Below are 22,419 nucleotides of genomic sequence, written 5' to 3' on the forward strand. Positions count from 1 at the left end.
CTCAGGTCTCGTCCGGCAGCGGATTGCGCTCGGCGTCGCCGACGCCGATCCAGTCGCTTGCGGTCAACGCGTGCAGGCCATGCGCCAGCCGCGACTTGTCGCATTGCGCGCTGCGTTCGCCGAATTCCAGCGAGGCCGGCACCGCCGCGCAGACCGAGGGGCGGCGGTCGTGGATGCTGCAGCGGCTGTAGCGGCCGATGTCGGCGTCCAGCGCCACGCAGCGCGGCTGCGCCTGCGAGGTGCCGCGCATCACCCGTTCGTGGGTGCGCAACGGCTCGGTGAGCTCGAACGGGACCCTGCCGCCCAGCTCGGGATCGGCTTCGCTCCAGTGGAAGCTGACGCGGAAGTAGGCGCAGCAGGCGCCGCAGGTGAGGCAGGGATGTGCCATGGCAGCCGGCCTTGCGCGGCAAACAGCGGTGGGGGCGCGGCATTCTGACCGAACCGGCGTGCGCTGCAAGCGCCGCGGCGTTCAGGCGGCCGCGTTTCGTGCGGATCAGGCCAGCCTGGGCGCCGCATGCTGCTCCAGGAAGGCGAGGAAACTGGCGAGTTTGGGCAGCGGCTGGCGGTCCTGTCGGTACAGCGCGTGGACCGGGCGGCTGGCCGGCAGATAGGCCTCGAGCACGCCGACCAGGCGTCCGGCGGCCAGATCCTCGGCCACCAACACCTGCGGCTGCAACAGCAGTCCAGCGCCGTGCAAGGCGGCCTGGCGCAGCGCGGCGCTGCTGTTGCAGCGCAGGGCGGTCTCGGTGGGCCAGCTCGCTGTGGCGCCGGACGCGGCCAGCCGCCACGCCGAACGCGGGTTCCAGGCGGCGTGACCGAGGCAGCGGTGTGCGGCCAGGTCGGCGGGCGTGGCCGGCACGCCGTGGCGCGCCAGGTAGGCCGGCGCGGCGCAGATCGTCATGCGGTAATGGCCCAGCGGTCGCGCCACCAGGTCCAGCGCGGGATCGAGCGCGCCGGCCCGGATCGCCAGGTCGATGCCGTCCTCGATCAGGTCGACCACGCTGTTGCTTAGTTCCAGTTCGATGCGCACCTGCGGGAACTGCGCCTGATACTCGGCCACCGCCGCGGCGATCACGCATTCGCCCAGCGTGGTGGCGGCACTGATCCGCAGCAGCCCGCTCGGCGAGGCGGCCAGGCGCTCGACTGCGCTTTCGGCCCAGCGCAGCTGTTCCAGCACGCGCTTGCCCTCTTCGTAGAAACGGCGGCCGGCATCGGTCAGGCCCTGGCGGCGGGTGCTGCGTTCCAGCAGCCGTGCGCCCAGATGGGTCTCGAGCTGCCGCACCAGCTTGCCGACCATCACCGCACTGATGTCCAGCCGGCGCGCGGCAGCGCTGAAGCTGCCGGCGTCCACGGCGGCAGTGAAGACTTCGATGCTGCGCAGCTTGTCCACGATTGCGAACCCTGGGTTTGCAGTGCCGGAAATTCTGCGCCATTTTTCGCCGCCCGGTACGCGGCCAGACTGGCGTCCTCACATCAGCAGGAGCAGCGGCATGAAGGCGATCGTCATCGGCGGAACCGGCACCCTGGGCCGGGCCGTGGTGCAGGAACTGGGGCGCGACCACGAGGTGATCGCGGTCGGCCACACGCGCGGCGCGTACACCGTGGACATCACCGACGACGCCAGCGTGCAGGCGCTGTTCGCCGCGCTGGGGCCGGTGGACGCGATCGTCTCGGCCAGCGGCGAGCTGCACTTCGGCGAACTGGCCACGCTGCAGCCGGCACAGTTCGCGCTGGGACTGCAGCACAAGCTGCTGGGCCAGGTGCGGCTGGCGCTGCTCGGCCAGCACCATCTCAACGAAGGCGGTTCGATCACGCTGACCGGCGGCATCGTCGCCGACGAGCCGATCCGTGGCGGCAGCAACGCCACCACGGTCAACACCGCGCTGCAGGGCTTCGTGCGCGCGGCCGCGTGCGAGCTGCGCGGCGGCCGCCGCATCAACGTGGTCAGCCCGACCGTGCTGAACGAATCGGCCGAACAGTACGCGGCGTTCTTCCCGGGATTCGAGAGCGTCAGCGCCGCGCGCGCTGCGCTGGCGTACCGGCGCAGCGTGTCCGGAATCCAGAGCGGGCGCACGTTGCGGGTCGTCTAGGGCGTGTCGTCCATTGCCGGACTGGACCGGCTCGGCAACGGATGGAATGCGCGGCGGCATGGCCGGCGCCATCGGCGATAATCGGCCGATGACCACGCCCTCCATCTGCAACATCGCCGCGACGCTGCCGCCGTTGGCGCGCGAGCGCCCCGACCAGATCGCCATCCGCTGCCCGGGCCGCCGTGGCGCCGATGGCCTGGCCGCCTACGACGTGACCTTGAGCTATGCGCAGCTGGATGCGCGCAGCGACGCGATCGCCGCCGGCTTGGGCGGCTACGGTATCGGCCGCGGCACGCGCACGGTGGTGATGGTGCGGCCGTCGCCGGAATTCTTCCTGCTGATGTTCGCGCTGTTCAAGGCCGGTGCGGTGCCGGTGCTGGTGGATCCGGGCATCGACAGGCGCGCGCTCAAGCAGTGCCTGGACGAGGCGCAGCCGGAGGCGTTCATCGGCATCCCGCTGGCGCAGCTGGCGCGGCGGCTGCTGGGTTGGGCGCGCTCGGCGCGGCGCATTGTCACCGTGGGCCGGCGCTGGGCCTGGGGCGGCACTACGCTGGCGCGGATCGAGCGTGCCGGCCATGGCGCCGGCAGCCAGCTGGCCGACACGGCGGCCGACGACGTGGCCGCGATCCTGTTCACCAGCGGCTCCACCGGCGTGCCCAAGGGGGTGGTCTACCGGCACCGCCATTTCGTCGGCCAGATCGAGCTGATGCGCAACGCGTTCGGCATGCAGCCCGGCGGCGTCGATCTGCCGACGTTCCCGCCGTTCGCGCTGTTCGATCCGGCGCTGGGGCTGACCTCGGTGATCCCGGACATGGACCCGACGCGTCCGGCCAGCGCCGATCCGCGCAAGCTGCATGAGGCGATCGACCGCTTCGGGGTGACCCAGCTGTTCGGTTCGCCGGCGCTGATGCGGGTGCTGGCCGACTACGGCCGGCCGTTGCCGAACGTGCGCTGCGCGACCTCGGCCGGTGCGCCGGTACCGCCGGACATCGTCGCCAAGATCTGCAGCCTGCTGCCGGAGGATGGCAAGCTGTGGACGCCGTACGGCGCCACCGAGTGCCTGCCGGTAGCGGCGATCGAGGGCCGCGAACTGCAGGGCACGCGCGCGGCCACCGAAACCGGTGCCGGCACCTGCGTCGGCGCGGTGGTGGCGCCGAACGTGGTGCGCATCATCGCCATCGACGATGCGGCGATCCCCGAGTGGTCGGGCGTACGCGAGCTGCCGGCGGGCACGGTCGGCGAGATCACCGTGGCCGGGCCGACCACCACCGACACCTATTTCAACCGCGATGCGGCCACGCGCATCGCCAAGATCCGCGAGCGCCTGGACGACGGCAGCGAGCGCATCGTGCATCGCATGGGCGACGTCGGCTACTTCGACGCGCAGGGCCGGCTGTGGTTCTGCGGGCGCAAGACCCAGCGCGTGGAGACCGCGCAGGGGCCGCTGTACACCGAACAGATCGAACCGATCTTCAATACGCTGCATGGGGTAAAGCGCAGCGCGCTGGTCGGGATCGGCGAGGCCGGCAGGCAGCGTCCGGTGCTGTGCTACGAACTGGATGACGACACCTGGATGTGGAGCCAACTGGAGTTGGAGGAACTGGAACAGCAACTGCGCGCAACCGCCGCCGCGCACGCGCACACCGCCGGCATCGCCGATTTCCTGCGCCATCAGGGCTTTCCGGTGGACATCCGCCACAACGCCAAGATCGGCCGCGAGAAACTGGTGCTGTGGGCCAAGGACCGGGTGCGCTGAGGTCGCGGCGATGGGCGAGCGCTACCGGCTGGACGACCTGCGCATCGACGTGGCGCGGCAGCGGGTCGAACGCGACGGGGTGGCGCTGGAACTGGGCGGGCTGAGTTTCCGCCTGCTGCATTACCTGCTGCAACAGGGCCAGCGCGTGGTCGGCTTCGACGAACTGATCGCGCAGGTATGGGCGCCGGCGCTGGTCAACGAGGAGACCGTGACCCAGCGCGTGCGCCTGTTGCGGCAGGCGCTGGGCGATGCCTCGCGGCAGCCGCGCTACCTGCGTTCGGTGCGCGGCCAGGGCTATCAGTTATGCGCACCGGTGCGCACTGACGAAGACAGCGACGGCGAAGCTCCACCGGCGCCGCGACGCCGGCGTTGGCGCGGCATCGCGATCGCGGCAGTCATGGTCCTCGGTATTGGGACGTTGGCGATGCTGGCGTGGCCACGGTCTGTGCCGCCACAGGAAGCTGCGGCGCCGCTGCTGCAACGCGCCGAGTATTACGCCGGCATCGGCCAGCGCGACGACAACGAACGCGCGATCGCGCTGTACCGGCAGCGCCTGCAGCAAGTGCCCGACGAGCCACGCGCGTTGCTCGGGCTCAGCCGCGCCTACAGCGCGCGCGTGTGCCAGTACGGCGGCGATGCGCAGTACGTCGCGCTGGCGCGGCGCCTGGCGGCGCAGGTGATCGCGGCGCGGCCGCAGCTGGCTGCGGCGCATGCCGCGCTCGGCTACGCGCACGATTGCAGCGGCGAGTATGCGGCGGCGCTGGCCGCCTACGAGCGCGCGCTGCAGCTGGACCCCGGCGCCGATGCGGTGCGCGGCTCGGCGGCGTACCTGTACGAGCGCAAGGGGCAATTGGCGCAGGCCTTGGCCGCCAACCTGCAGGTGCGCGATCCGGCGCGGGTGCGCTTCCTGCCGATCCAGATCGCCAGCAACCTCAACCTGCTCGGCTATGTCAGCGCCGCCGAAGCGCGCTATCGCGACAGCTTCCAGCTGTATCCGGACAGCGCCTACTCCAACCTGGCCTGGCCGAGTTTCCTGTTCGCGCATGGCCGCAACGCCGAGGCGCAGGCGGCATTGGACGAGGCGCTGGGACGCGGCACCGACTACGCCGGGCTGTACCTGCTGCAGGCGGAACTGGCGTTGGCGCAGGGCGATGCGGCGCGCGCGCGCCAGGCCAGCCTGCAGGCGCTGCGCCTGCGCCCGCACGGCAGCCTGGGACAGACCGTGGCGTGGACGCTGGACGCGCAGCCACGGCCTGCCGCGCCGGTGCTGCGCGCGCGGGCGCATGACCTGTTGCGCAGCCTCGCGCGCGGCGCCGACCCGCTCGATGGGCTGGATGCGGCGCTGCTGCTGCAACTGGCCGGCGACCCCGCCGCCGCGCTGGAGGCGTTGCGCCGCGCACAGGCCGCCGGGTATCGCGATGCGGCCTACCTGCGGGTGTCGCCGCTGCTGGCACCGCTGCGCACGCAGGCCGGCTTCGCCACGTTGCTGGCGCGCAACCAGGCCGACATCATCGCGCAGCGCGCACTGGTGCGCCGCGCCGGCCTGCTGTCGCAGGAAACCGGCGCGGCTACGGCAATGCCTTGAGCACGTAGTCGGCGAGCAGCGCTTGCGACTGCGGATGCATCTTCGGCATGTTGTAGGCGCTGCGGGTGATCACCATCACCAGGCGTTCCTCGGGCAGCACGAACACATAGTTGCCGCCGTTGCCGGACATCGCCCACACCCCGCGTTCCACGCCGCGCACCGGGAAGCGGAAGCGCCACAGCAGATAGCCGTAGTCGGCGTCCTCGCGCGCTTGCGCGTGCACCGTGGTCATCGCCCGCACCCAGTCCGCCGGCAGCACCTGCCGGCCATGCCAGCGGCCCTGATCGAGCAGCAACTGGCCGAACTTGGCCAGGTCGCGGCTGCGGTAGCGGGTGCCGCCGCCGCCCATGCCCACGCCCTCGGCGGAGCGACCCCAATGGACGTCGGTGATACCGAGCGGCCGCTCCAACACCTTTGCGGCGAAGTCTTCCAGGCGCTGGCCGGTGGCTTTCTCCACCAGCGCGCCGAGCAGGAAGCTGCCGGCGGTGCAGTAGGAAAACGCGCGGCCGTGCGGGCTGGCCTCGGGACGGCGCATCCACGGCGCGTAGCCCTTGATCGGCAGGTCCAGCGCGAACTGGGTCCAGTCGGCGCTGACGTACATGCGTTCCTCGTTGCCGCTGGAGAACGCGTTGTCGTCGTCGCATTCCAGTTGCGAGCTCATCGTCAGCAGGTCTTCGACGGTGATCGCCCGCTTGCGCGGATCCTGCTGCTGCCACTGGCGATCGCCGAAGGCGTCAAAGACCTTGGCCTGCGCGCCGGGCAGGCGGCCGCGCTCGATCGCCGCGCCCACCAGCATCGCGGTGATGCTCTTGGTCGCCGAGCGGGTGTCGTGCAGGGTCTGCCGGTCGGCACCGCCGAAGTAGCGTTCGTAGACCAGCGCGCCGTCGCGCACGATCAGCACGCTGCTGGTGTTCGGCGCCTTGCCGTCGGCGATGGCCTGCTCCAGCGCCGCGAGCGTGGCCATGTTCCAGCCCGTGGCCCCGGCATCGGCGACGTTCCAGCCGTCGTCGAGCGCCGGCGGCGCGGTGGCGGCAGGCGCGGTGGCGGCAGGCGCGGCGAGGACGAACAAAGTGCACAGCAGGGACGGAAGGCGCGACATGGTGGGACTCCGAAGGATGCGGTCCGCGCACTGCGCCAGCACCGTGAATGAAGTGCCTGATGCCACGATGAAGATTTATGAAGTCCTGCAAGATCAACGGTTTGGAATGCGGCTGGCATCGCCGGCCGCCGCGCGGATCGCCTTCCCCGGCGACCCCGGCTATCGTGTGCGGCCTGATGCGATCGGTGCGGCGCGATGAAGATAGTGGTGACGGGCGGCGGTGGATTCCTGGGCCAGGCGTTGTGCCGCGGCCTGGTCGCGCGCGGGCATGAGGTGACCAGCTACAACCGCGGCCACTATCCGCAGCTGCAGGCGCTGGGTGTGGCCCAGGTGCGCGGCGACCTGACCGATGCGCAGGCGCTGCACCATGCCGTGGCCGGCGCCGAGGCGGTGTTCCACAACGCGGCCAAGGCCGGTGCCTGGGGCAGCTACGACAGCTATTACCAGCCCAACGTGGTCGGCACCGAGAACGTGCTGGCCGCCTGCCGCGCGCACGGCGTGGGCCGTTTGATCTACACCTCCACGCCGAGCGTGACCCATCGCGCCACGCATCCGGTGGAAGGTCTGGGCGCGGACCAGGTGCCGTATGGCGAGAACTTCCAGGCGCCGTACGCGGCGACCAAGGCCATCGCCGAGCGCGCGGTGCTCGCCGCCAACGATGCGCAGCTGGCGGTGGTGGCGCTGCGGCCGCGGCTGATCTGGGGGCCAGGCGACAACCAGATCCTGCCCAAGCTGGTGGCGCGTGCGCAGGCCGGCCGCGTGCGCCTGGTCGGCGGCGGCGACAACCGGGTCGATTCCACCTTCATCGACAATGCCGCGCAGGCGCACTTCGACGCGTTCGAGCATCTGAGCGTCGGCGCAGCCTGCGCCGGCAAGGCGTACTTCATTTCCAACGGCGAGCCGCTGCCGATGCGCGAGTTGCTGAACAAGCTGCTGGCCGCGGTCGGCGCGCCGCCGGTGACCAAGACTCTGTCGTTCAAGGCCGCCTATCGCATCGGCGCCGCCTGCGAAACGCTGTGGCCGCTGTTGCGCCTGCGCGGCGAGCCGCCGCTGACCCGCTTTCTGGCGGAGCAGCTGTGCACGCCGCATTGGTACAGCATGGAACCGGCGCGGCGCGATTTCGGCTACGTGCCGCAGGTCTCGATCGAGCAGGGCCTGCAGCGTCTGGCGTCATCATGGCGCCGCGACACTTCCGTCACTTCCTGACGACCGGCGGTTTCCGAAGATACCTGCGCGCCGATTCGGCACGACAACTTCTGGACCTTGCCATGCTGCATTACGCCATCATCTTCTTCGTTATCGCCATTATCGCGGCCGTGCTTGGCTTCAGCGGCATCGCCGGCGCCGCGACCAACATCGCCTGGATCCTGTTCGTGGTGTTCCTGATCCTGGCCGTGATCTCGATGTTCCGTCGCGGCAAGGTGTAGTCACCCGCGCGCTGCATCCCGAACGGCCCGCCGCACCGGAATATCCGGCGCGGCGGGCCGTTCGTGTTTGCGCGTGTTGCTGGCACCGTACGCCATTGCGTCGTAGCCGTTGTCCCATTCGCTCGATCCCGGCAACGCCTACCGCGCTGCGCAGCGCCGCATCCAGGGCGTGGCGTTCCAGCGCCAGCTCGATCAGTCGGGTGATCAGCGCGCGGTAGCTCATCCCGCTGGCCCTCGCTCCGCGGCGAACGTGCTGTGTCGTCGGGGGATGGACCGCGCCCCCGGAGCTTGCCAACATAAAGCCGCTCAGGGGACAGGGGAAACAATCGATGCGACGTTGGACGTTCGTGGCCGGCCTTGCGCTGGCCTTCATGGCGTGCGCGCAGGCCGAGCCGCCGCCGCTGGATCTGACGCCGTATCTGAAACGCGACCAGTTCGAGCGGGTCAAGATCTCACCGACCGGCGATTACTACGCCATCACCCAGCCGATGGAGGATCGCACCGCGCTGCTGGTGGTTCGCCGCAGGGACAAGCAGCTCTCCGCCAAGATCATTGGTGGCGCCGACTCGGCGGTGGACGATTTCTGGTGGGCCAACGATGAGCGCATCGTGGTGTCCATGGCCGAGCGCTTCGGCACGCGCGATGAACCCATGGCGATCGGCCAACTGCACGCCATTGATGCCGACGGAAAGAATCCGCGTCTGCTTGCCAGCCCCTACGGGTTGAATGATGCCGTCAATGCGGCCACGTTCAAGGCGAGCCTGGATCCCTCGGTGTTCATGCTCGATACGCTGGCACAGGATCCGCGCTACGTGCTGGTGTCGGTGATCGAGCAGTCCAGCGATCCGACCATCCACGTCGACAAGTTGGACATCTACAACCATCGCCGCATACAGGTGGCGACGCGCCGGTGCCGCGTGCGGATTTCGTCGCCGACCACGCCGGACGCGTGCGTTTCGCCAATGGGGCCGACAGCGCAATTCCAGCAAGCTCTACTACCGCGACGACAACGACACGCCGTGGCGGCTGATCAACGACGAAACCGCCAGCTTCCACCGCGCCTATCCGCTGGGGTTCTCCAGCGACGACAAGTTCGCCTATCTGCAGGTGGAACAGGCCAGCGGCCCAGACGCGGTGGTGTCTGGGATCCGGCGACCGATCGCTATTCGCCCTTGCTGCGCGACGAGCAAGTCGACCCTTACCGCGTGTTGCGCGACCTGGACGGCAAGACCCCGATCGGCGTGTCGTTCATGAGCGACCGGGTGCGCAACCGCTTCTTCGACGACAACGCGCCGACCTCGCGCCTGTATCGGTCGCTGGAAAAGGCGTTCAACGGCGATGCGGTATTCATCACGTCGGCAACGGCCGATCGCCGGCTGGTGCTGCTGTACGTCTGGAGCGACCGCAACAACGGCGATTATTTCCTGTACGACACCGTGGACAAGCAGGCCAAGCGCGTGTTCAGCCGGCGCGAGTGGTTCGTGCCCGAGCAGGTCCCGTCCAGCCGCGAGGTCAGCTTCAAGGCCAGGGACGGCTTGCCGCTGCACGGCTATCTCACCCTGCCGTTGCATGCCGACGCGGGCAAGCCCTTGCCGATGGTGCTGCTGCCGCACGGCGGCCCGTTCGGCGTGTTCGATGGCTGGGATTTCGACGACGACGCGCAGTTGCTCGCTGCCGCGGGCTATGCGGTGCTGCGGGTCAATTACCGCGGTTCGGGCAACTATGGCCGTGCCTTCACCCAGGCTGGGGCGAAGGAATGGGGTGGCCGCATGCAGGACGACCTGACCGATGCCACGCGCTGGGCGGCCGCGCAGGGTATCGCCGATGCCTCGCGCGTCTGCATCTATGGCGCCAGCTACGGCGCTTACGCGGCATTGATGGGCGCAGCCAAGGAACCGGCCCTGTACCGCTGTGCCGCCGGCTACGTCGGCGTATACGACCTGGAGACGATGTACCGAGACCAGGCCAGGCGCGCGCGCTGGGCAAAGAACTGGGCCGGCGACTGGCTCGGCGAACGCAGCACACTGGCCGAGCGCTCGCCGGTCAATCTGGCCGATCGCATCCGCATTCCGGTGTTCCTGGCCGCAGGCGGCAAGGACGAGCGTGCGCCGATCCAGCACACCGAGCGCATGGAAAAGGCGCTGAAGAAAGCCGGTACGCCCGTGGAGTCGCTGTACTTCCCCAACGAGGGTCATGGCTTCTACACCGAGCCGCACCGGCGCGCCTACTACACGCAGTTGCTGGCGTTCCTGAGCAAACACCTGGGGGGCGCGCAGGCGCAGTAGCACGGCACGCTTCACAGTCTGCCGCTGGCGCGGTGCGGCGACGTGTCTGCCGCTAGAATGCTCGGCATGCCTGGATCTCCCCTCGATGCCCTCAAGCCCCTGGCCGGCCGCGCGCTGGAAGCGGCGCTCAATCGCGCGCTGGCGCTGGACCCGGATACCCGCGAGGCGCTGCGCGGTCTCGATGGCCAGCGCGTGGCGCTGACCCTGGAGGCGCCGGCGCTGGCACTGCAGATCCGCGTGGACGGCACGCGCCTGCAGGTCGGCCCGGTGGACACGGCGCAGGAGCCGGATCTGGCGGTGCGCAGTACCCTCGGCGGGTTGTTCGCGCAGTTGCCATTTCTGGCCCAGGCGCGGCGCGGCGCCAGCCCCGGAGGGCGGGTGCGGGTATCCGGCGATGCCGAGCTGGCGCGGCGCCTGCAGCAGTTGGCGGGGCGTTTCGATCCCGACTGGCAGCGTCCGTTCACCCAGGTGTTCGGCGACGTGCTCGGCGTGCAGTTCGCCAACGCCGCGCGCACGGCGCTGCAGCAGGCCCAGCGCAGCGCGCAGGACCTGGCGCAGAGCGCGGCCGAATTCGTCACCGAGGAGTCGCGCGACGTGGTTCCGCGCGCCGAGCTGGACGCGTTCTACGACGACGTGGATGCGGTGCGCGACGATGTCGAGCGCCTGGCCGCACGGGTCGCGCGGCTGCAGCCGGGGCGCGGCGCATGAAGGCGATGTTCCGCGCCAGCCGCATCGGCCGGGTGATCCTGCGTTACCGCCTGGACGATCTGCTCGACGGCACCCCGGCCGAGCGCTGGCTGCGCCTGGCCAAGCCGTTCGTGCCGCGCGCCAGCCCGGACATCGCTGCGCAGTCGCGTGGCGCGCGCTTGCGCCTGGCGCTGCAGGACCTGGGCCCGATCTTCGTCAAGTTCGGGCAGATCCTGTCCACCCGCCGCGACCTGATGCCGCCGGACGTGGCCGAGGAACTGACCCTGTTGCAGGACCGGGTGCGCCCGTTCGACGGCGAGGCCGCGCGGCGCATCGTCGAGCAGGCGCTGGGACAGCCGATTGGCGTGGCCTTCGCCAGTTTCGACACCACGCCGCTGGCCTCGGCCTCGATCGCGCAGGTGCATGCGGCAACGCTGCACGACGGCCGCGAGGTGGTGGTCAAGGTGCTGCGCCCGGACATCGAGCGGCAGATCGATGCCGACATCGCGCTGTTGAAGTCCGCCGCCGCGCTGGTCGATCGCGCGCATCCGCGCGCCGACAAGATCCGCCCGCGCGAAGTGGTGGCCGAGATCGAGACCACCCTGGCCGCGGAACTGGACCTGCAGCGCGAAGGCGCCAACGCCAGCGTGCTGCGCCGCTTCTGGCTGCATTCGGACGACCTGTACGTGCCGGAGGTGATCTGGAGCCACACCGCCGAGCGCGCGCTGACCCTGGAGCGGGTGCGCGGCATCCCCTCCGACGACATCGCCTCGCTCGACGCCGCCGGCATCGACCGCAAGGCGCTGGCGGCCAAGGGCGTGCGCGTGTTCTACACGCAGGTATTCCGCGACAACTTCTTCCATGCCGATGCGCACGCCGGCAACATCTGGGTCGACAGCGACCCGGCGCGGCGGATCAACCCGCGTTTCATCGCGCTGGACTTCGGCATCATGGGCCAGCTGTCGCAGGAAGATCAGTACTACCTGGCCGAGAATTTCATGGCCATCTTCAACAAGGACTACCGGCGCATGGCCGAGCTGCACGTGGAGGCGGGCTGGATGCCGTCCAACGTGCGCATCGACGAACTGGAAGCGGCGGCGCGCTCGGTATGCGAGCCGTACTTCACCCGGCCGCTGTCGCAGATCTCGCTGGCCGAGGTGCTGATCAAGCTGTTCCGCGTCGCCCAGCGCTATCAGCTGACCCTGCAGCCGCAGTTGATCCTGCTGCAGAAGACCCTGCTGAACATCGAAGGCGTGGGCCGTCAGCTGGATCCGGAACTGGACATCTGGGCGGTGGCGCGGCCGGTGCTCGAGCGCATCCTCATCGAGCGCTACAGCCCGCAGCGCGCGCTGCACGAACTGCGCAAGCGGTTGCCGGAAATCATGACCCACGCGCCGGACATGCCGCGCCTGGTGCATGGCTGGCTGCGCCAGCAGGTCGAGGGCCGCCACGAGCTGTCGATGCGCTCGCGCGACCTGTTCGAACTCAATCTGATCCTGCTGCGCATGCAGCGCCGCGTGGTCACCGCGATCACCGGTGTGGGCCTGCTCACGGTGGCGGCGCTGCTGTACGCGCTCGGTGCCGGCGGGCCGCAGCTGGGCGGGGTGTCGCTGTGGGCATGGATCGCCGGCGGCATCGGTGCGGTCGCCCTACTCTCGGCGTGGTGGCGTCGCTAGCCGCGTCGCCGCTGCCGGACGTCGCGGCCCGGATGCGCTGCGTGTGCGTGGCCGATCGGCGCCACGGTGTTCTCCACCTTCGGAGCTGCGTATGCCCTGGATCGTCGGCAAGTACCTGATCACCGCCGCGCTGGTGGTGGCGATTTCCGAAGTGGCGCGGCGCAGCGACCGGCTTGGCGGGCTGATCGCGGCCTTGCCGCTGGTGACCGTGCTGACCCTGATCTGGCTGCAACTGGAACGGCAGCCGCAGGCCAAGATCGCCAACCATGCCTGGTACACGTTCTGGTACGTGCTGCCGACGCTGCCGATGTTCCTGGCGTTTCCGCTGCTGTTGCCGCGGCTCGGCTTCTGGTGGACCCTGGTCGCGTGCGCGTTGCTGACCATGGCCTGCTTCGCCGCGTTGGCGCTGGGCGTGCGCCGCTTCGGCATCCAGCTGCTGTAGCGCGGAGACTGCCGTCGGTCGGCAGCCCCCGGTGCGGCGGCCGCGGTTCAGTGCCCCTGCCGGCACCCCGCCGCCTTGGCGAAGAAACCCTAGATGCCTGATCGCGCATCTTGCGCGCATTGGCCAGTTCGCCGGCCTTGGTGGCGCAGACCGGCTTGCCGTCGGCGCCGGTCACCACCGCGGCTGGAGCGCTACGATGCCAGCGAACCGCGGTCAGCAGCGACAACAGCAGCCAGTATTTCATCGGGACTCATTGGCGAGCCGTGACGTGGCGCCGTCAACGGTCCGGCATGGGACGCTGCGTGACGTGCGCATTGTGGCCAGGGCCGCTGCGCGCGGATAATCCCGCGGTGAGCATGTCCCCCGATTCCCTGCAGATCCTCTATCTGGACCCGTTCCTGGCCGTGGTCGACAAGCCGACCGGGCTGATGGTCCACGACAGCAAGCTGGCCCGCGGCGAGGACGACTTCCTCGCCGATCGCCTGCGCGCGCAACTGGGGCGTCCGATCTTCCTGGTGCACCGGCTCGACCGCGCCACCAGCGGCTGCCTGCTGCTGGCCTTCGACCGCGACACCGCCGGCGCGCTGGGCAAGGCGCTGATGGCGGGAGCAGTGGACAAGGACTACCTGGCGATTTGCCGCGGCTGGCCGGCCGAGGAACGCTTCGACGTGGACCACGACCTCGACGGCGGCCCCGGCAAACCGGTGAAGAAGCCGGCGCAGACCCGCTTCGAGCGCCTTGCCTGCGGCGAGCTGCAGGTACCGTCGGGCGAGTTCGGCACCTCGCGCTACGCGCTGCTGCGCTGCAGTCCGGTGACCGGCCGTTTCCGCCAGATCCGCCGCCACCTCAAGCATCTGTCGCATCACCTGATCGGCGACACCAGCCATGGCGACGGCCGCCACAACCGCATCTTCCGCATGCAGGGCGTGCACCGCATGCTGCTGCACGCCGAGCGCCTGGCGTTCCCGCATCCGGACGGGCGCCAGATCGAGGTGCGCGCGCCGCTGGATGCGGAGTTCGTGCGGGCATTCGGGTTGTTCGGGTGGGATCCTGCGCTTTGGCAGGCGGATGCGGGACGTGGTGTGGCGGGATAGCACCGCCACCATGAGGCTGTTGTCTGGCAAGGTACGCCCGCTGACTGCGGTGACCTGTTCGAGGCTGGTCTTTTGTACGCGCAGTGCCAATGCTTCCGGGGCGGGATGGCGGCGACGTTGGGTTTAGTCTATCTTGCCAGACTGAATTCCGTAGTTTCCAGGGGGATATATGTGGAATAAAGTTCGTTTGGCTCTTGCTGTCTCGATTATTTTCATGCTGCCATTTTCTGCATCGGCAGGAGATGCGTCGGGGAAAGTTGCACAGCTCATGGTGCACTCTCAAGATGTCGTATTTTTCGGCCTCGATGGGCCCTACAAGAACGCGCCCGCATGCTCCAGCACGTCGTTGGCGTTGTCATTGGCGACCCAAACGGGAAGAGCCCAGTACGCAATGCTGCTAAGCGCTTCCGCACAAGGCAAGGTGGTCTATGTGCATGGAACAGGCAATTGTGCTGTCTGGGGCGATCGCGAAACGGCCGATTATATTTTTATGAACTGAAGTGCTGCGTTATCCGGTGGGGTATTGCGGGGCGCGAAATATCGATCGTGCTGCTAGCACAATCATGGAACGCTGTAGCGCATCTCTGAGCGGCGAGCTGTAGGAGCGGCTTAAGAGCATCTCTAATAACCGCAAAAAACTCGGTTAAAACGCTTGCAAGTCATTGATGCGCATAACACGTAAATCTGGAGCTGAGCTTATTAGAAGTGCCCTTAAGCCGCGGCCGGGCTTCATAGGTAATGCCCGGTCGCGGCCGAACCCGCTCCTACGAATGCAAGATCGGTTCTAGGCGTTACTTGGCCGGCGGCGCGTTGACCGTTTGCTCCAGATCCTTCTGCAGGTCCACGAACAGCGGGGTGATCTTCTGCTGGATCGCGCCCATCAGGTTCTGCATCAGCTGCGGGGTCTTGTCGAGCATGCTCTGGCCGGCCGGGCTCTCATAGAACTCGGCCATCGCCAGCACGTCCTGCTTGGAGAACGACTGCTTGTACAGGTTCACATACAGCGGGCGCATTTCCTGCCACGACAGCGCCTTGCGCACGGTGGCCTGGGTGCGCTCCTGGATCTGCTGCACCTTCTGCTGCTGTGCCGCGTCGAGCGGGTGCTGCGCGGTCAGCTGCGCGAATTGCTGGCGCTGCATCGCCTCGATCTGCGGCAGCATGCTGTCGAGCATGTTCTGCGCGCGCGAGGCCGACAGCAGGCGGTTGATGTCGCCATCGCTGGGCGGTTCGGCCAGGGCGGGCGCGGCGGCCAGGGCCAGCAGCGCGGCCAGCAGCAGGCGTTGCGGCCAGCGACGGGAAAGGAGCGGGGTCTGGTTCATCGAGCGTCCTGCAAGGCTATGACCGGCGGCCAGGATACGGGAATCGCCGCGGCCTCGCCGTTTGCGGGTTTCGTCGATTCGCTCCTCCGGCGCTTCGCCGGACCCGGCGGCGATGAACGCGCGGACGGCCCGAATTGGCCCAAGCGGCGCGACGGCGTCGGGAGGAAAAGTGGCTGGCACTGTCGAATGGCGGCGCAAGCGCATGGCGTGCTTCGGCAAGTACGACGAGGCCGGCGAGTGGATCCTGCCGTCCACCGACGAGCTGACCCCGGCGACGATTGGCCGGCACCGGCGCGCTTTTTTAGGGTTGGTTGCGCGTTGGGTTTCCCCGCAGACCATGGGCCGGCGTGGAGGCCTTGTCTGGATGGGCAACATGGGGCGGGCGCGCCAAGCCGCATGGGTTCCGGCTCCGGGAGGCAGGCGACCCCGCAATCGCCGCCGCTTGCGTCCGCCGTTCAGGCCGGGGGAGCGTCGAAAATCAAGCCGTCTGGCGGATGCCCTACAATCCGCGGATGGGTACAGGGGCCATCCACATCTCGAACAGCCTGGCGATTCCGGAGAGCGAAATCGTCGAGCGCTTCGTGCGCGCCAGCGGCGCCGGCGGGCAGAACGTCAACAAGGTCTCCACCGCGGTGGAGCTGCGTTTCGATCTGGCCGGTTCGCCGTCGCTGCCGGAGCCGTTGCGGGCGCGATTGCTGGCGCGGCGCGACCGGCGCATCACCGCCGAAGGCGTGCTGGTGATCGATGCGCAGCGCTTCCGTACCCAGGACCGCAACCGCGACGATGCGCGCCAGCGCCTGGCCGAGTTCATCGCCGCCGGGTTGTCGGTGCCGAAACGGCGCATCGCCACCAAACCCTCGCACGGCGCCAAGCTGCGGCGTCTCGACGCCAAGCGCGAGCGCAGCCAGATCAAACGCGGCCGTTCGCCCGGCCGCTGGGAGTGACTTTTGAGCGAACGCGATTTTTCGTTGCCCCCCGCCACCCCGAACATGCCGATGGTCAAGCCCAGCCGCTTCGTCCGCTGGCTCGGCCGCACCGCGCTGCGCCTGACCGGCTGGCGGGTGGTGGGCGAGTTCCCGGACGTGCCGAAGCTGGTGATGATCGTCGCCCCGCACTCGTCCAACTGGGACGGGTTCCTTGGCTTTGCGGTCAAGTTCGCGGTCGGCTTCGAGGTGCGCGTGCTCGGCAAGACCCAGCTGTTCTGGTGGCCGCTGGGCCCGCTGCTGCGCAAGCTCGGCGGCATCCCGCTGGACCGCAAGTCGCCGCGCGGCGTGGTCGAGCAGGCGGTGGCGCTGATCCGCCAGGCGCCGCGCATGTGGTACGTGATCACCCCGGAAGGCACGCGCAAGCGGGTGGAAAAGTGGAAGGCCGGTTTCTGGAAGATCGCGCACGGCGCCGAGATCCCGATCTTCCCGGTGTACTTCGACTATCCCAGCCGCACCGTCGGCCTCGGCCCGCTGTTCCACACCGGCGCCGACATGAACGCCGACATCGCCGCGATCCGCACCTGGTACCGGCCGTGGCGCGGGAAGCATCGCGACACGTTGTAAGGCGGGTTGGCGCGTTGATGTGACACGGCTCCTGTAGGAGCGGCTTCAGCCGCGACAGAGCGTTACCGGTAATACCCTGTCGCGGTTGAAGGGCACCTCTAGTACCCGCCCAAAAAAAGCACGTCGATGCACTTGCGAGACGCCGACACGCCAGCCTGCAGGCTCGGGCATCGATACGTTCCAGATGCCATGGAGTGGCAAAGGCGCATTGGCGGTAGACGGTGGCGTTGCGGCCGCGTTTTTCATGGACGCCTTGGCATCACGGCCGCTTCGTCCTCCTGTCGCGGCTGAAGCCGCTCCTACACGAGCACGGCGCGCATGTGTAGGAGCGGCTTCAGCCGCGACAGAAAAAGGAACACGCCATCGCCACGCGCAGCGGGCAGCTTCCGGAATGGAGTTATTAGAGGTGCACTGAAGCCGCTCCTACAGGAGCGCGCCTACGTGCAACCTGCGTCGCGACGGTTCGCTTCTTACAGTTGGCGAAATGTTGTGGGAGCGACTCGGTCGCGACGGGCTCTACCGGGAAGGCCCGTCGCGACTGAAGTCGCTCCCATAAGATCGCCGCGACCTGCGAAGACTCGAAAAGCCCCGGGCGCGGTCTCTGGCGACTATCCGCTACAGCGCGCTGCCGCCGAACTTGTGCGTGTACTGCAGGTACAGGCTGCGGCCCACGGTGTCGAACCAGGACACGTCGTAGTACGGATACGACGTATAGGTGCGATCGCGCGGCGGCATCTTGTCGAACAGGTTGGTCACCGTCAGCGACAGCTGCGCGTGATCGGTGAAGCGGTACTGCACCGAGGCGTTGTAGCGGTAGGTGGCGCCGATCCACGGGCTGTCGCCGCTGTCCGGATCGTAGACCTGGTCGTAGGAATCGGAACTGGGCAGGCGGCCCAGGCGCTCGCCATGCAGCGTCGCCGACCACGCCTTGCGTTCCCACGACACGCTGGCGCTGGCCTTGGTGCGCGGGATGTCGTAGCCGCTGTTGACCGCGAACTCGTCCACCATCGCTTCGCCGGCGTAGACCTGGATGTCGTGGCGGCGCACCCAGGTGTAGCTGCCGCTGAAACGGAAGGTGCCGATCCCGGTGTCCAGCCGGTAGTGGGTGCTGAGGTCGATGCCGCTGGTGCTCTCGCGGGCGATGTTGATCGGGTTGACGTAGACCCCGTACAGGTCGCCGTCGGCGCTGCGGGTGACCCGCGCCAGCGCCTGCTGGCAGGTGGTCGATGCCGCATCCAGGTTGCCCAGCCGGCACTCGGATTCGTCGCGCAGCACCTGGTCCACGCGCAGGTCCTGCACCTGGTTGCGCATGTCGATGTCGAAGTAGTCCACCGACACGTCCAGCTCCGGGGCCGGCGACCAGACGAAGCCGGCGGTCCACGAGGTGCTGGTCTCCGGATCCAGTTTGCGGTTGCCGCTGCGGCCGCGGATGATCGCCTCGTCGTTGTAGCTGCAGTCCTCGATCGCCACGCCCGGTTCCTCGCTGGCGCAGCGGTAGTAATCCACCCCGGAGGTTTCGTCGTTGCCGGGGCCGGCGTAGAGGTAGTGCAGGTCCGGTGCGCGGAACGCGGTGCCGTAGGAGCCGCGCACCAGCAGCGTGTCCAGCGGCCGCCATTCCAGGCCGCCGCTGTAGGTGAACTTGCCCAGGGTGCGGCCGGAGAAACGGTACTGGTCGTAGCGCCCGGCCAGGCTCAGCGCCAGCGTCGACAGCACCGGCAGGCGCAGCTCGCTGGCCAGCGCCCAGCGGTTGCGGCTGCCGTGGCCGTCGGAGTCCTTCCAACTGTAGTAGTAATACTGGGTGGCCAGCGGATCCGGGCGCAGGTCGTAGCCCTGGTTGCCGAATTCGGCGGTGGCCGACAGCCCCGCATCGCCGCCGGGCAGCGCGAACAGGCTGGGGTTGGTCACGGTGAAGGCGGCGGTGTCGGTGTGCGAGCGCGGCTGGTACACGGTGCGTTGGGCGATGTTGTCGTATTCGTCGCGGGTCAGCGGCGTGTACAGGCGCTGCGGGTCGGCGTTGAAGATCGGCAGGCCCGAATCGTCGTCCACGCCCAGCTGCGGGCCGAGGAACAGCGCGTTGGCGCGTTCGGCGACGATCTGCGGCCAGCTGATCGTGGCCTGGTACTGCGAGTGGCTGAGGCTGGCCTCGTAGTCCCAGTCGCCGCCCAGCTTGCCCTTGAAGCCGGTGGTCAGGCTGAAGGTCTTTTGCCGGGTGCGGATGGTGCCGGCGTTGAGCCCGCCCATTTCCTCGGGACTGAACTGGCGGCCCCAGGCTTCGATCTGGTCGGTGGCCTGGTTGTAGAAATAGCCTTCCTCGTTGCCATCCGGGGCCATGTAGCCCCACTGGGTCACGTCGCGGAACAGCGACAGTTCGTGGTAGCCGAGCTGCAGGTCGGCGAACCACTCGGTGCCGCCATCGAAGGCATAGCGCAGCGAGGCGTAGGCGTTGATGCCGCGGCGCTTGTTGGTGATGGTCCCGTAGCCGATCGAGGCGCTGCTGCCGCAGAACTCGCCGTAGCCCGGGCGCGAGGCGTAGCCGGTGCTGCCGCCGTTGAGTCCGGAGACCGCCTCGCAGGTGGCCGCGCCCGGATCCAGATAGTTGTCGTCGTAGTCGGTACGCAGGAAGGTACGGCGCGGCACCTGCGAGCGCTCGGTGGGGCCGTCCATGGTGCTGTCCTGGCGGCTGCGCCGGTAGGCCCACAGCGGATTCTGGGTCACGACCTCGGCGCCGAACACCGCATCGAACGCGCCGCGCGAGAAGCCGCTGCTGACGCTGAGGTTGAAGCTGTCGCCGCCGCCGCCGCTGGTGTCGCCGAAGCGATAGTCCAGGGTGGTGCCGTCGGCGTGCTTCTTGAGGATGAAATTGACCACGCCGGAGATCGCGTCCGAGCCGTAGATCGCCGAGGCGCTGCCGGTCAGGATCTCGATGCGGTCGATCATGCCCAGCGGGATGTTGGAGATGTCGGTGAAGTTGCTGCGGCCCTTGAACGGCATCGGGAAGTCGGCGATGCGGCGGCCGTTGACCAGCACCAGGGTGTGGTTGGGGCCGAGTCCGCGCAGGTCCACCTGCTGCGCGCCGGGCGAGAAGTCGGCGCCGCTGGCCGACTGCGGACTCTGCGTCTCGCCGCCGTTCTGGGTCATCGCGCGCAGCACGTCCGGCACCGAGGTGAAACCGTTGGCCTTGATCTGTTCGGCGCTGATCACGCTGATCGGCGCCGGCCCTTCAAGTTGCGCGCGCGGAATGCGCGAGCCGGTGACCTGCAGTGTCTGCAGGTCGGCCACCGGTTCGGCGGGCGCGGCGGCCGGCAGCGTGGCGCGCACCGGTTGCGCGCGCGGTGCCGGCGCAGGGTCCTGGCGCCGCACCAGCCAGGCGCCGGAGGCATCGCGCTGGGCGACGAAGCCGCTGCCGCGCAGCACCTGCTGCAGTGCCTGCGCGGTCTCCAGTTGGCCGTGCGCGCCGGCGCTGCGCGCGCCGTCGAGCTGGTCGGCGCGGTAGATCAGCTGCGCGCCGGATTGCTGCGCCAGCGCCTCCAGCGCCGCGCGCAGCGGGCCGGCGGGAATGTTCACTTGCATGCCGGCAGCTTGGCCGTCGGCAGCGGATTGCGCCTGCGCCGCGCAGGCGGTCGCGCAGGCCATGCTCAGCAGCAGGACACGCATCGGATATCGCATCGAGTTTTCTCCCCTAACACAGGCGCAGGGCCACGCCCCCGCTAGACAGGACGAACGAGCCGCGCAAATCCCCCCATCCCCGATCGCGCGGCGCTCAGCGGCTGTGCAACAGCACCTGCTCGCCGCGGCGCTCGGCGCGGATCGGGAAGCCCTGCTCGAGCAGGCGTACGAACGCCTCGGTGTTGGACCAGCGGAAATTGCCGCCCACACGCAGCGCGCCGGCATCGGCGTCGGCCACCTGCAGCTTGACCGTGTTGTAGCGGTTGAACTCGGCCACCGCCGCCTGCAGCGGGGTGTCGTCGAAGGTCAGGTAGCCGTTGCGCCAGTCCAGCGCGCGTTCGGCCTCGGCCAGCGCGACCCGCCGCACCAGCACCCCGTGCGGGCCGGCCAGGGCGATGCTGCCGGCCGGCAGCAGGGTCGGCGGCGCCTGCGGGTTCGCCGCCGATTCCAGCCGCACCGTGCCTTCGGTGACCACTACGCGCAGCGCGTCGGCGTCGTGGCGCACCGCGAAGCGCGTGCCCACCGCGATCACGTTGCGCGCGCCGCTGGCGACCACGAACGGCCGCGCCGGATCCTTGCTCACTTCGAAGAAGGCCTCGCCGCGCTGCAGGTCGATATGCCGCTGCGCGCGCGACAGCGCCACGTCGATGCGGCTGTCGCTGCTCAACGTGGCGTGCGAGCCGTCGGCCAGCGCCAGCGGGCGCAGGCTGCCGGTGGCGCTGGCGTAGGCGACCGGCGTTACCGTTGCGGAGTGGCGCCAGCCCAGGCCGAGCGCGACGCCAAGCAGCAGCGTCACGGCCAGCGCCAGCGGCCAACGCCGTCGCGCACGTGCGGGCGGGCGCGGCGCGAAGCGCAGCTGGCCCAGGTCGGCAGGCGGGCCGGGTACGGCGACCGGTGCGCTGTCGCGCGCTTCGGTGTCGTTCGCCACGTTGTCGCCAGCCGCCAGCCCGCGCCAGCTGCCGCGTGGCGGAATGCCGCCGTCGCGCTGGCCGGCGCCCAGCGCCTGCAGCCGCCCGCTCTCCTGCCACGCCGCGCGCAGGCGCAGGAACGCCACCCGGTGCGCCGTGGCCGCGGCCAGCCACGCCTCCAGCCGCGCCTGCTGCTGCGGCGTCCAATCGCCGCGGTCGCAGCGCGCCAGCCAGGCCGCCGCGCGCAGCTCAATCCGCCTGCTGTCCATCCAGCGCCCGGGTTCGCCGCGGCGCCGCGGGCGCACGCGCGCCGTCGTCGCCATGAAAATGATCGGCCAGCAGGCGCATGCCCTTGGCCACGTGCTTTTCCACGGTCTTCTCGCTGATGCCCAGACGCATGGCCACCTCCCTTTGCGACAGTTCCTCGACCCGCCGCAGCCAGATCACGCTGCGGCAGCGGTCGGGCAGGCGGTCGAAGGCGGCCGCCAGCCGTCCCAGTACCTGCCGTCCGCCGCACCAGCGTTCCGGCGACAGCTCGTCTACCAAGACGTGCATCGACTCCAAATCACCCACTGCCTCGATCGACACCACCCGGCTGCGGCGCAGCCGGTCGGTCATCAGGTGCCGCGCGGTGGCGAACAGGAACGACTTGGGCATGCTCGGGCGCGCCTTGCCGGCGGCCTCGTAGACGCGCACGTAGATCTCCTGGCGCAGGTCGTGCCATTCCTCGCGCTGCGGCCAGCAGCGCCGCAGGTAGCCGCTCAGCGCCTGCTCGTGGACGAGGATCTCGTGGACGAACCAATCGTCGAGGGAGGCGGGCATGCGCCCAACATTA

Annotated in this window: 20 protein-coding genes and 1 pseudogene; 14 read left to right on the forward strand and 7 right to left on the reverse strand. The window is 69.1% G+C overall.

The window, feature by feature from the left end; all coding sequences use genetic code 11:
- Window position 1: 1 nt before the first annotated feature.
- Both AB3X08_RS01430 and AB3X08_RS01435 read right to left on the reverse strand, forming a co-directional pair.
- A complete protein-coding gene (locus tag AB3X08_RS01430) occupies window positions 2-388 on the reverse strand; it encodes a YkgJ family cysteine cluster protein (RefSeq protein WP_369935735.1) in 387 nt (128 codons plus the stop codon).
- A 105-nt stretch (window positions 389-493) separates the two neighbouring features.
- Window positions 494-1,390 carry a LysR family transcriptional regulator gene (locus AB3X08_RS01435; protein ID WP_369935737.1) on the reverse strand — a complete coding sequence of 299 codons (897 nt, stop codon included), beginning with the start codon at window positions 1,388-1,390 and terminating at the stop codon, window positions 494-496.
- A 100-nt stretch (window positions 1,391-1,490) separates the two neighbouring features.
- Between AB3X08_RS01435 and AB3X08_RS01440 the strand changes: the two genes are divergently transcribed.
- The 3 genes from AB3X08_RS01440 (at window position 1,491) to AB3X08_RS01450 (ending at window position 5,431) form a co-directional block, all read left to right on the forward strand.
- Complete coding sequence (locus tag AB3X08_RS01440; protein WP_369935739.1) at window positions 1,491-2,090, forward strand: short chain dehydrogenase; 600 nt, start codon at window positions 1,491-1,493, stop codon at window positions 2,088-2,090.
- A gap of 88 nt (window positions 2,091-2,178) precedes the next feature.
- Window positions 2,179-3,846 (forward strand): olefin beta-lactone synthetase, encoded by a 1,668-nt coding sequence (gene oleC, locus AB3X08_RS01445; protein WP_369935740.1) that lies wholly within the window; start codon window positions 2,179-2,181, stop codon window positions 3,844-3,846.
- A gap of 10 nt (window positions 3,847-3,856) precedes the next feature.
- The gene (locus AB3X08_RS01450) at window positions 3,857-5,431 is read left to right on the forward strand and encodes a winged helix-turn-helix domain-containing protein (protein ID WP_369935742.1); all 1,575 of its coding nucleotides are present in this window, start codon (window positions 3,857-3,859) and stop codon (window positions 5,429-5,431) included.
- Here AB3X08_RS01450 and AB3X08_RS01455 read toward each other — a convergent pair.
- A complete protein-coding gene (locus tag AB3X08_RS01455; RefSeq protein ID WP_369935744.1) occupies window positions 5,415-6,530 on the reverse strand; it encodes a serine hydrolase domain-containing protein in 1,116 nt (371 codons plus the stop codon). The genes AB3X08_RS01450 and AB3X08_RS01455 overlap by 17 nt on opposite strands.
- Before the next feature lie 67 nt (window positions 6,531-6,597).
- Here AB3X08_RS01455 and AB3X08_RS01460 point away from each other — a divergent pair, with 67 nt between their 5' ends.
- The 9 genes and pseudogenes from AB3X08_RS01460 to AB3X08_RS01500 all read left to right on the forward strand — a co-directional run bounded on the left by AB3X08_RS01460 (window position 6,598) and on the right by AB3X08_RS01500 (window position 14,640).
- Window positions 6,598-6,729 carry a hypothetical protein gene (locus AB3X08_RS01460; RefSeq protein WP_369935745.1) on the forward strand — a complete coding sequence of 44 codons (132 nt, stop codon included), beginning with the start codon at window positions 6,598-6,600 and terminating at the stop codon, window positions 6,727-6,729.
- The gene (oleD, locus tag AB3X08_RS01465; RefSeq protein WP_369935747.1) at window positions 6,726-7,736 is read left to right on the forward strand and encodes a 2-alkyl-3-oxoalkanoate reductase; all 1,011 of its coding nucleotides are present in this window, start codon (window positions 6,726-6,728) and stop codon (window positions 7,734-7,736) included. Before AB3X08_RS01460 ends, oleD begins: the two co-directional genes overlap by 4 nt.
- 62 nt (window positions 7,737-7,798) lie before the next feature.
- Entirely contained in the window at window positions 7,799-7,957 is a 159-nt protein-coding gene (locus AB3X08_RS01470) for a DUF1328 domain-containing protein (RefSeq protein WP_003468167.1), read from the forward strand.
- Window positions 7,958-8,328: 371 nt separating this feature from the next.
- Window positions 8,329-10,242, forward strand: a pseudogene (locus AB3X08_RS01475) (alpha/beta hydrolase family protein).
- 66 nt (window positions 10,243-10,308) lie between these two features.
- Window positions 10,309-10,950 (forward strand): ubiquinone biosynthesis accessory factor UbiJ, encoded by a 642-nt coding sequence (locus AB3X08_RS01480; protein WP_369935748.1) that lies wholly within the window; start codon window positions 10,309-10,311, stop codon window positions 10,948-10,950.
- Window positions 10,947-12,605, forward strand: a complete 1,659-nt coding sequence (ubiB, locus tag AB3X08_RS01485) for a ubiquinone biosynthesis regulatory protein kinase UbiB (protein ID WP_369935749.1) — start codon at window positions 10,947-10,949, stop codon at window positions 12,603-12,605. Before AB3X08_RS01480 ends, ubiB begins: the two co-directional genes overlap by 4 nt.
- A 91-nt stretch (window positions 12,606-12,696) precedes the next feature.
- Window positions 12,697-13,047 carry a DUF3147 family protein gene (locus AB3X08_RS01490; protein WP_369935750.1) on the forward strand — a complete coding sequence of 117 codons (351 nt, stop codon included), beginning with the start codon at window positions 12,697-12,699 and terminating at the stop codon, window positions 13,045-13,047.
- Between the two features lie 290 nt (window positions 13,048-13,337).
- A complete protein-coding gene (locus tag AB3X08_RS01495) occupies window positions 13,338-14,141 on the forward strand; it encodes a pseudouridine synthase (protein WP_369938376.1) in 804 nt (267 codons plus the stop codon).
- Window positions 14,142-14,310: 169 nt separating this feature from the next.
- Window positions 14,311-14,640 carry a hypothetical protein gene (locus tag AB3X08_RS01500; protein WP_369935751.1) on the forward strand — a complete coding sequence of 110 codons (330 nt, stop codon included), beginning with the start codon at window positions 14,311-14,313 and terminating at the stop codon, window positions 14,638-14,640.
- A gap of 292 nt (window positions 14,641-14,932) precedes the next feature.
- On the opposite strand, the gene AB3X08_RS01505 is transcribed toward AB3X08_RS01500, so the two are convergent.
- Complete coding sequence (locus tag AB3X08_RS01505; protein WP_369935752.1) at window positions 14,933-15,460, reverse strand: DUF2059 domain-containing protein; 528 nt, start codon at window positions 15,458-15,460, stop codon at window positions 14,933-14,935.
- Between the two features lie 512 nt (window positions 15,461-15,972).
- On the opposite strand from AB3X08_RS01505, the gene arfB reads away from it, so the two are divergent.
- Together arfB and AB3X08_RS01515 are read left to right on the forward strand one after the other, a co-directional pair.
- Window positions 15,973-16,404 carry an alternative ribosome rescue aminoacyl-tRNA hydrolase ArfB gene (arfB, locus tag AB3X08_RS01510; RefSeq protein WP_179571101.1) on the forward strand — a complete coding sequence of 144 codons (432 nt, stop codon included), beginning with the start codon at window positions 15,973-15,975 and terminating at the stop codon, window positions 16,402-16,404.
- A gap of 3 nt (window positions 16,405-16,407) precedes the next feature.
- The gene (locus AB3X08_RS01515) at window positions 16,408-17,010 is read left to right on the forward strand and encodes a lysophospholipid acyltransferase family protein (protein WP_184413894.1); all 603 of its coding nucleotides are present in this window, start codon (window positions 16,408-16,410) and stop codon (window positions 17,008-17,010) included.
- Window positions 17,011-17,625: 615 nt separating this feature from the next.
- On the opposite strand, the gene AB3X08_RS01520 is transcribed toward AB3X08_RS01515, so the two are convergent.
- From AB3X08_RS01520 to AB3X08_RS01530, 3 genes are all read right to left on the reverse strand, one after another.
- The gene (locus AB3X08_RS01520; RefSeq protein ID WP_369935754.1) at window positions 17,626-20,664 is read right to left on the reverse strand and encodes a TonB-dependent receptor; all 3,039 of its coding nucleotides are present in this window, start codon (window positions 20,662-20,664) and stop codon (window positions 17,626-17,628) included.
- A gap of 106 nt (window positions 20,665-20,770) precedes the next feature.
- The gene (locus AB3X08_RS01525; protein WP_369935756.1) at window positions 20,771-21,907 is read right to left on the reverse strand and encodes a FecR family protein; all 1,137 of its coding nucleotides are present in this window, start codon (window positions 21,905-21,907) and stop codon (window positions 20,771-20,773) included.
- Entirely contained in the window at window positions 21,834-22,406 is a 573-nt protein-coding gene (locus AB3X08_RS01530) for an RNA polymerase sigma factor (RefSeq protein WP_369935757.1), read from the reverse strand. Before AB3X08_RS01530 ends, AB3X08_RS01525 begins: the two co-directional genes overlap by 74 nt.
- Window positions 22,407-22,419: the final 13 nt, after the last annotated feature.

Origin of the sequence: Xanthomonas sp. DAR 34887 (genome assembly GCF_041245805.1) — a bacterium.
GTDB classification, from domain to species: domain Bacteria; phylum Pseudomonadota; class Gammaproteobacteria; order Xanthomonadales; family Xanthomonadaceae; genus Xanthomonas_A; species Xanthomonas_A tesorieronis.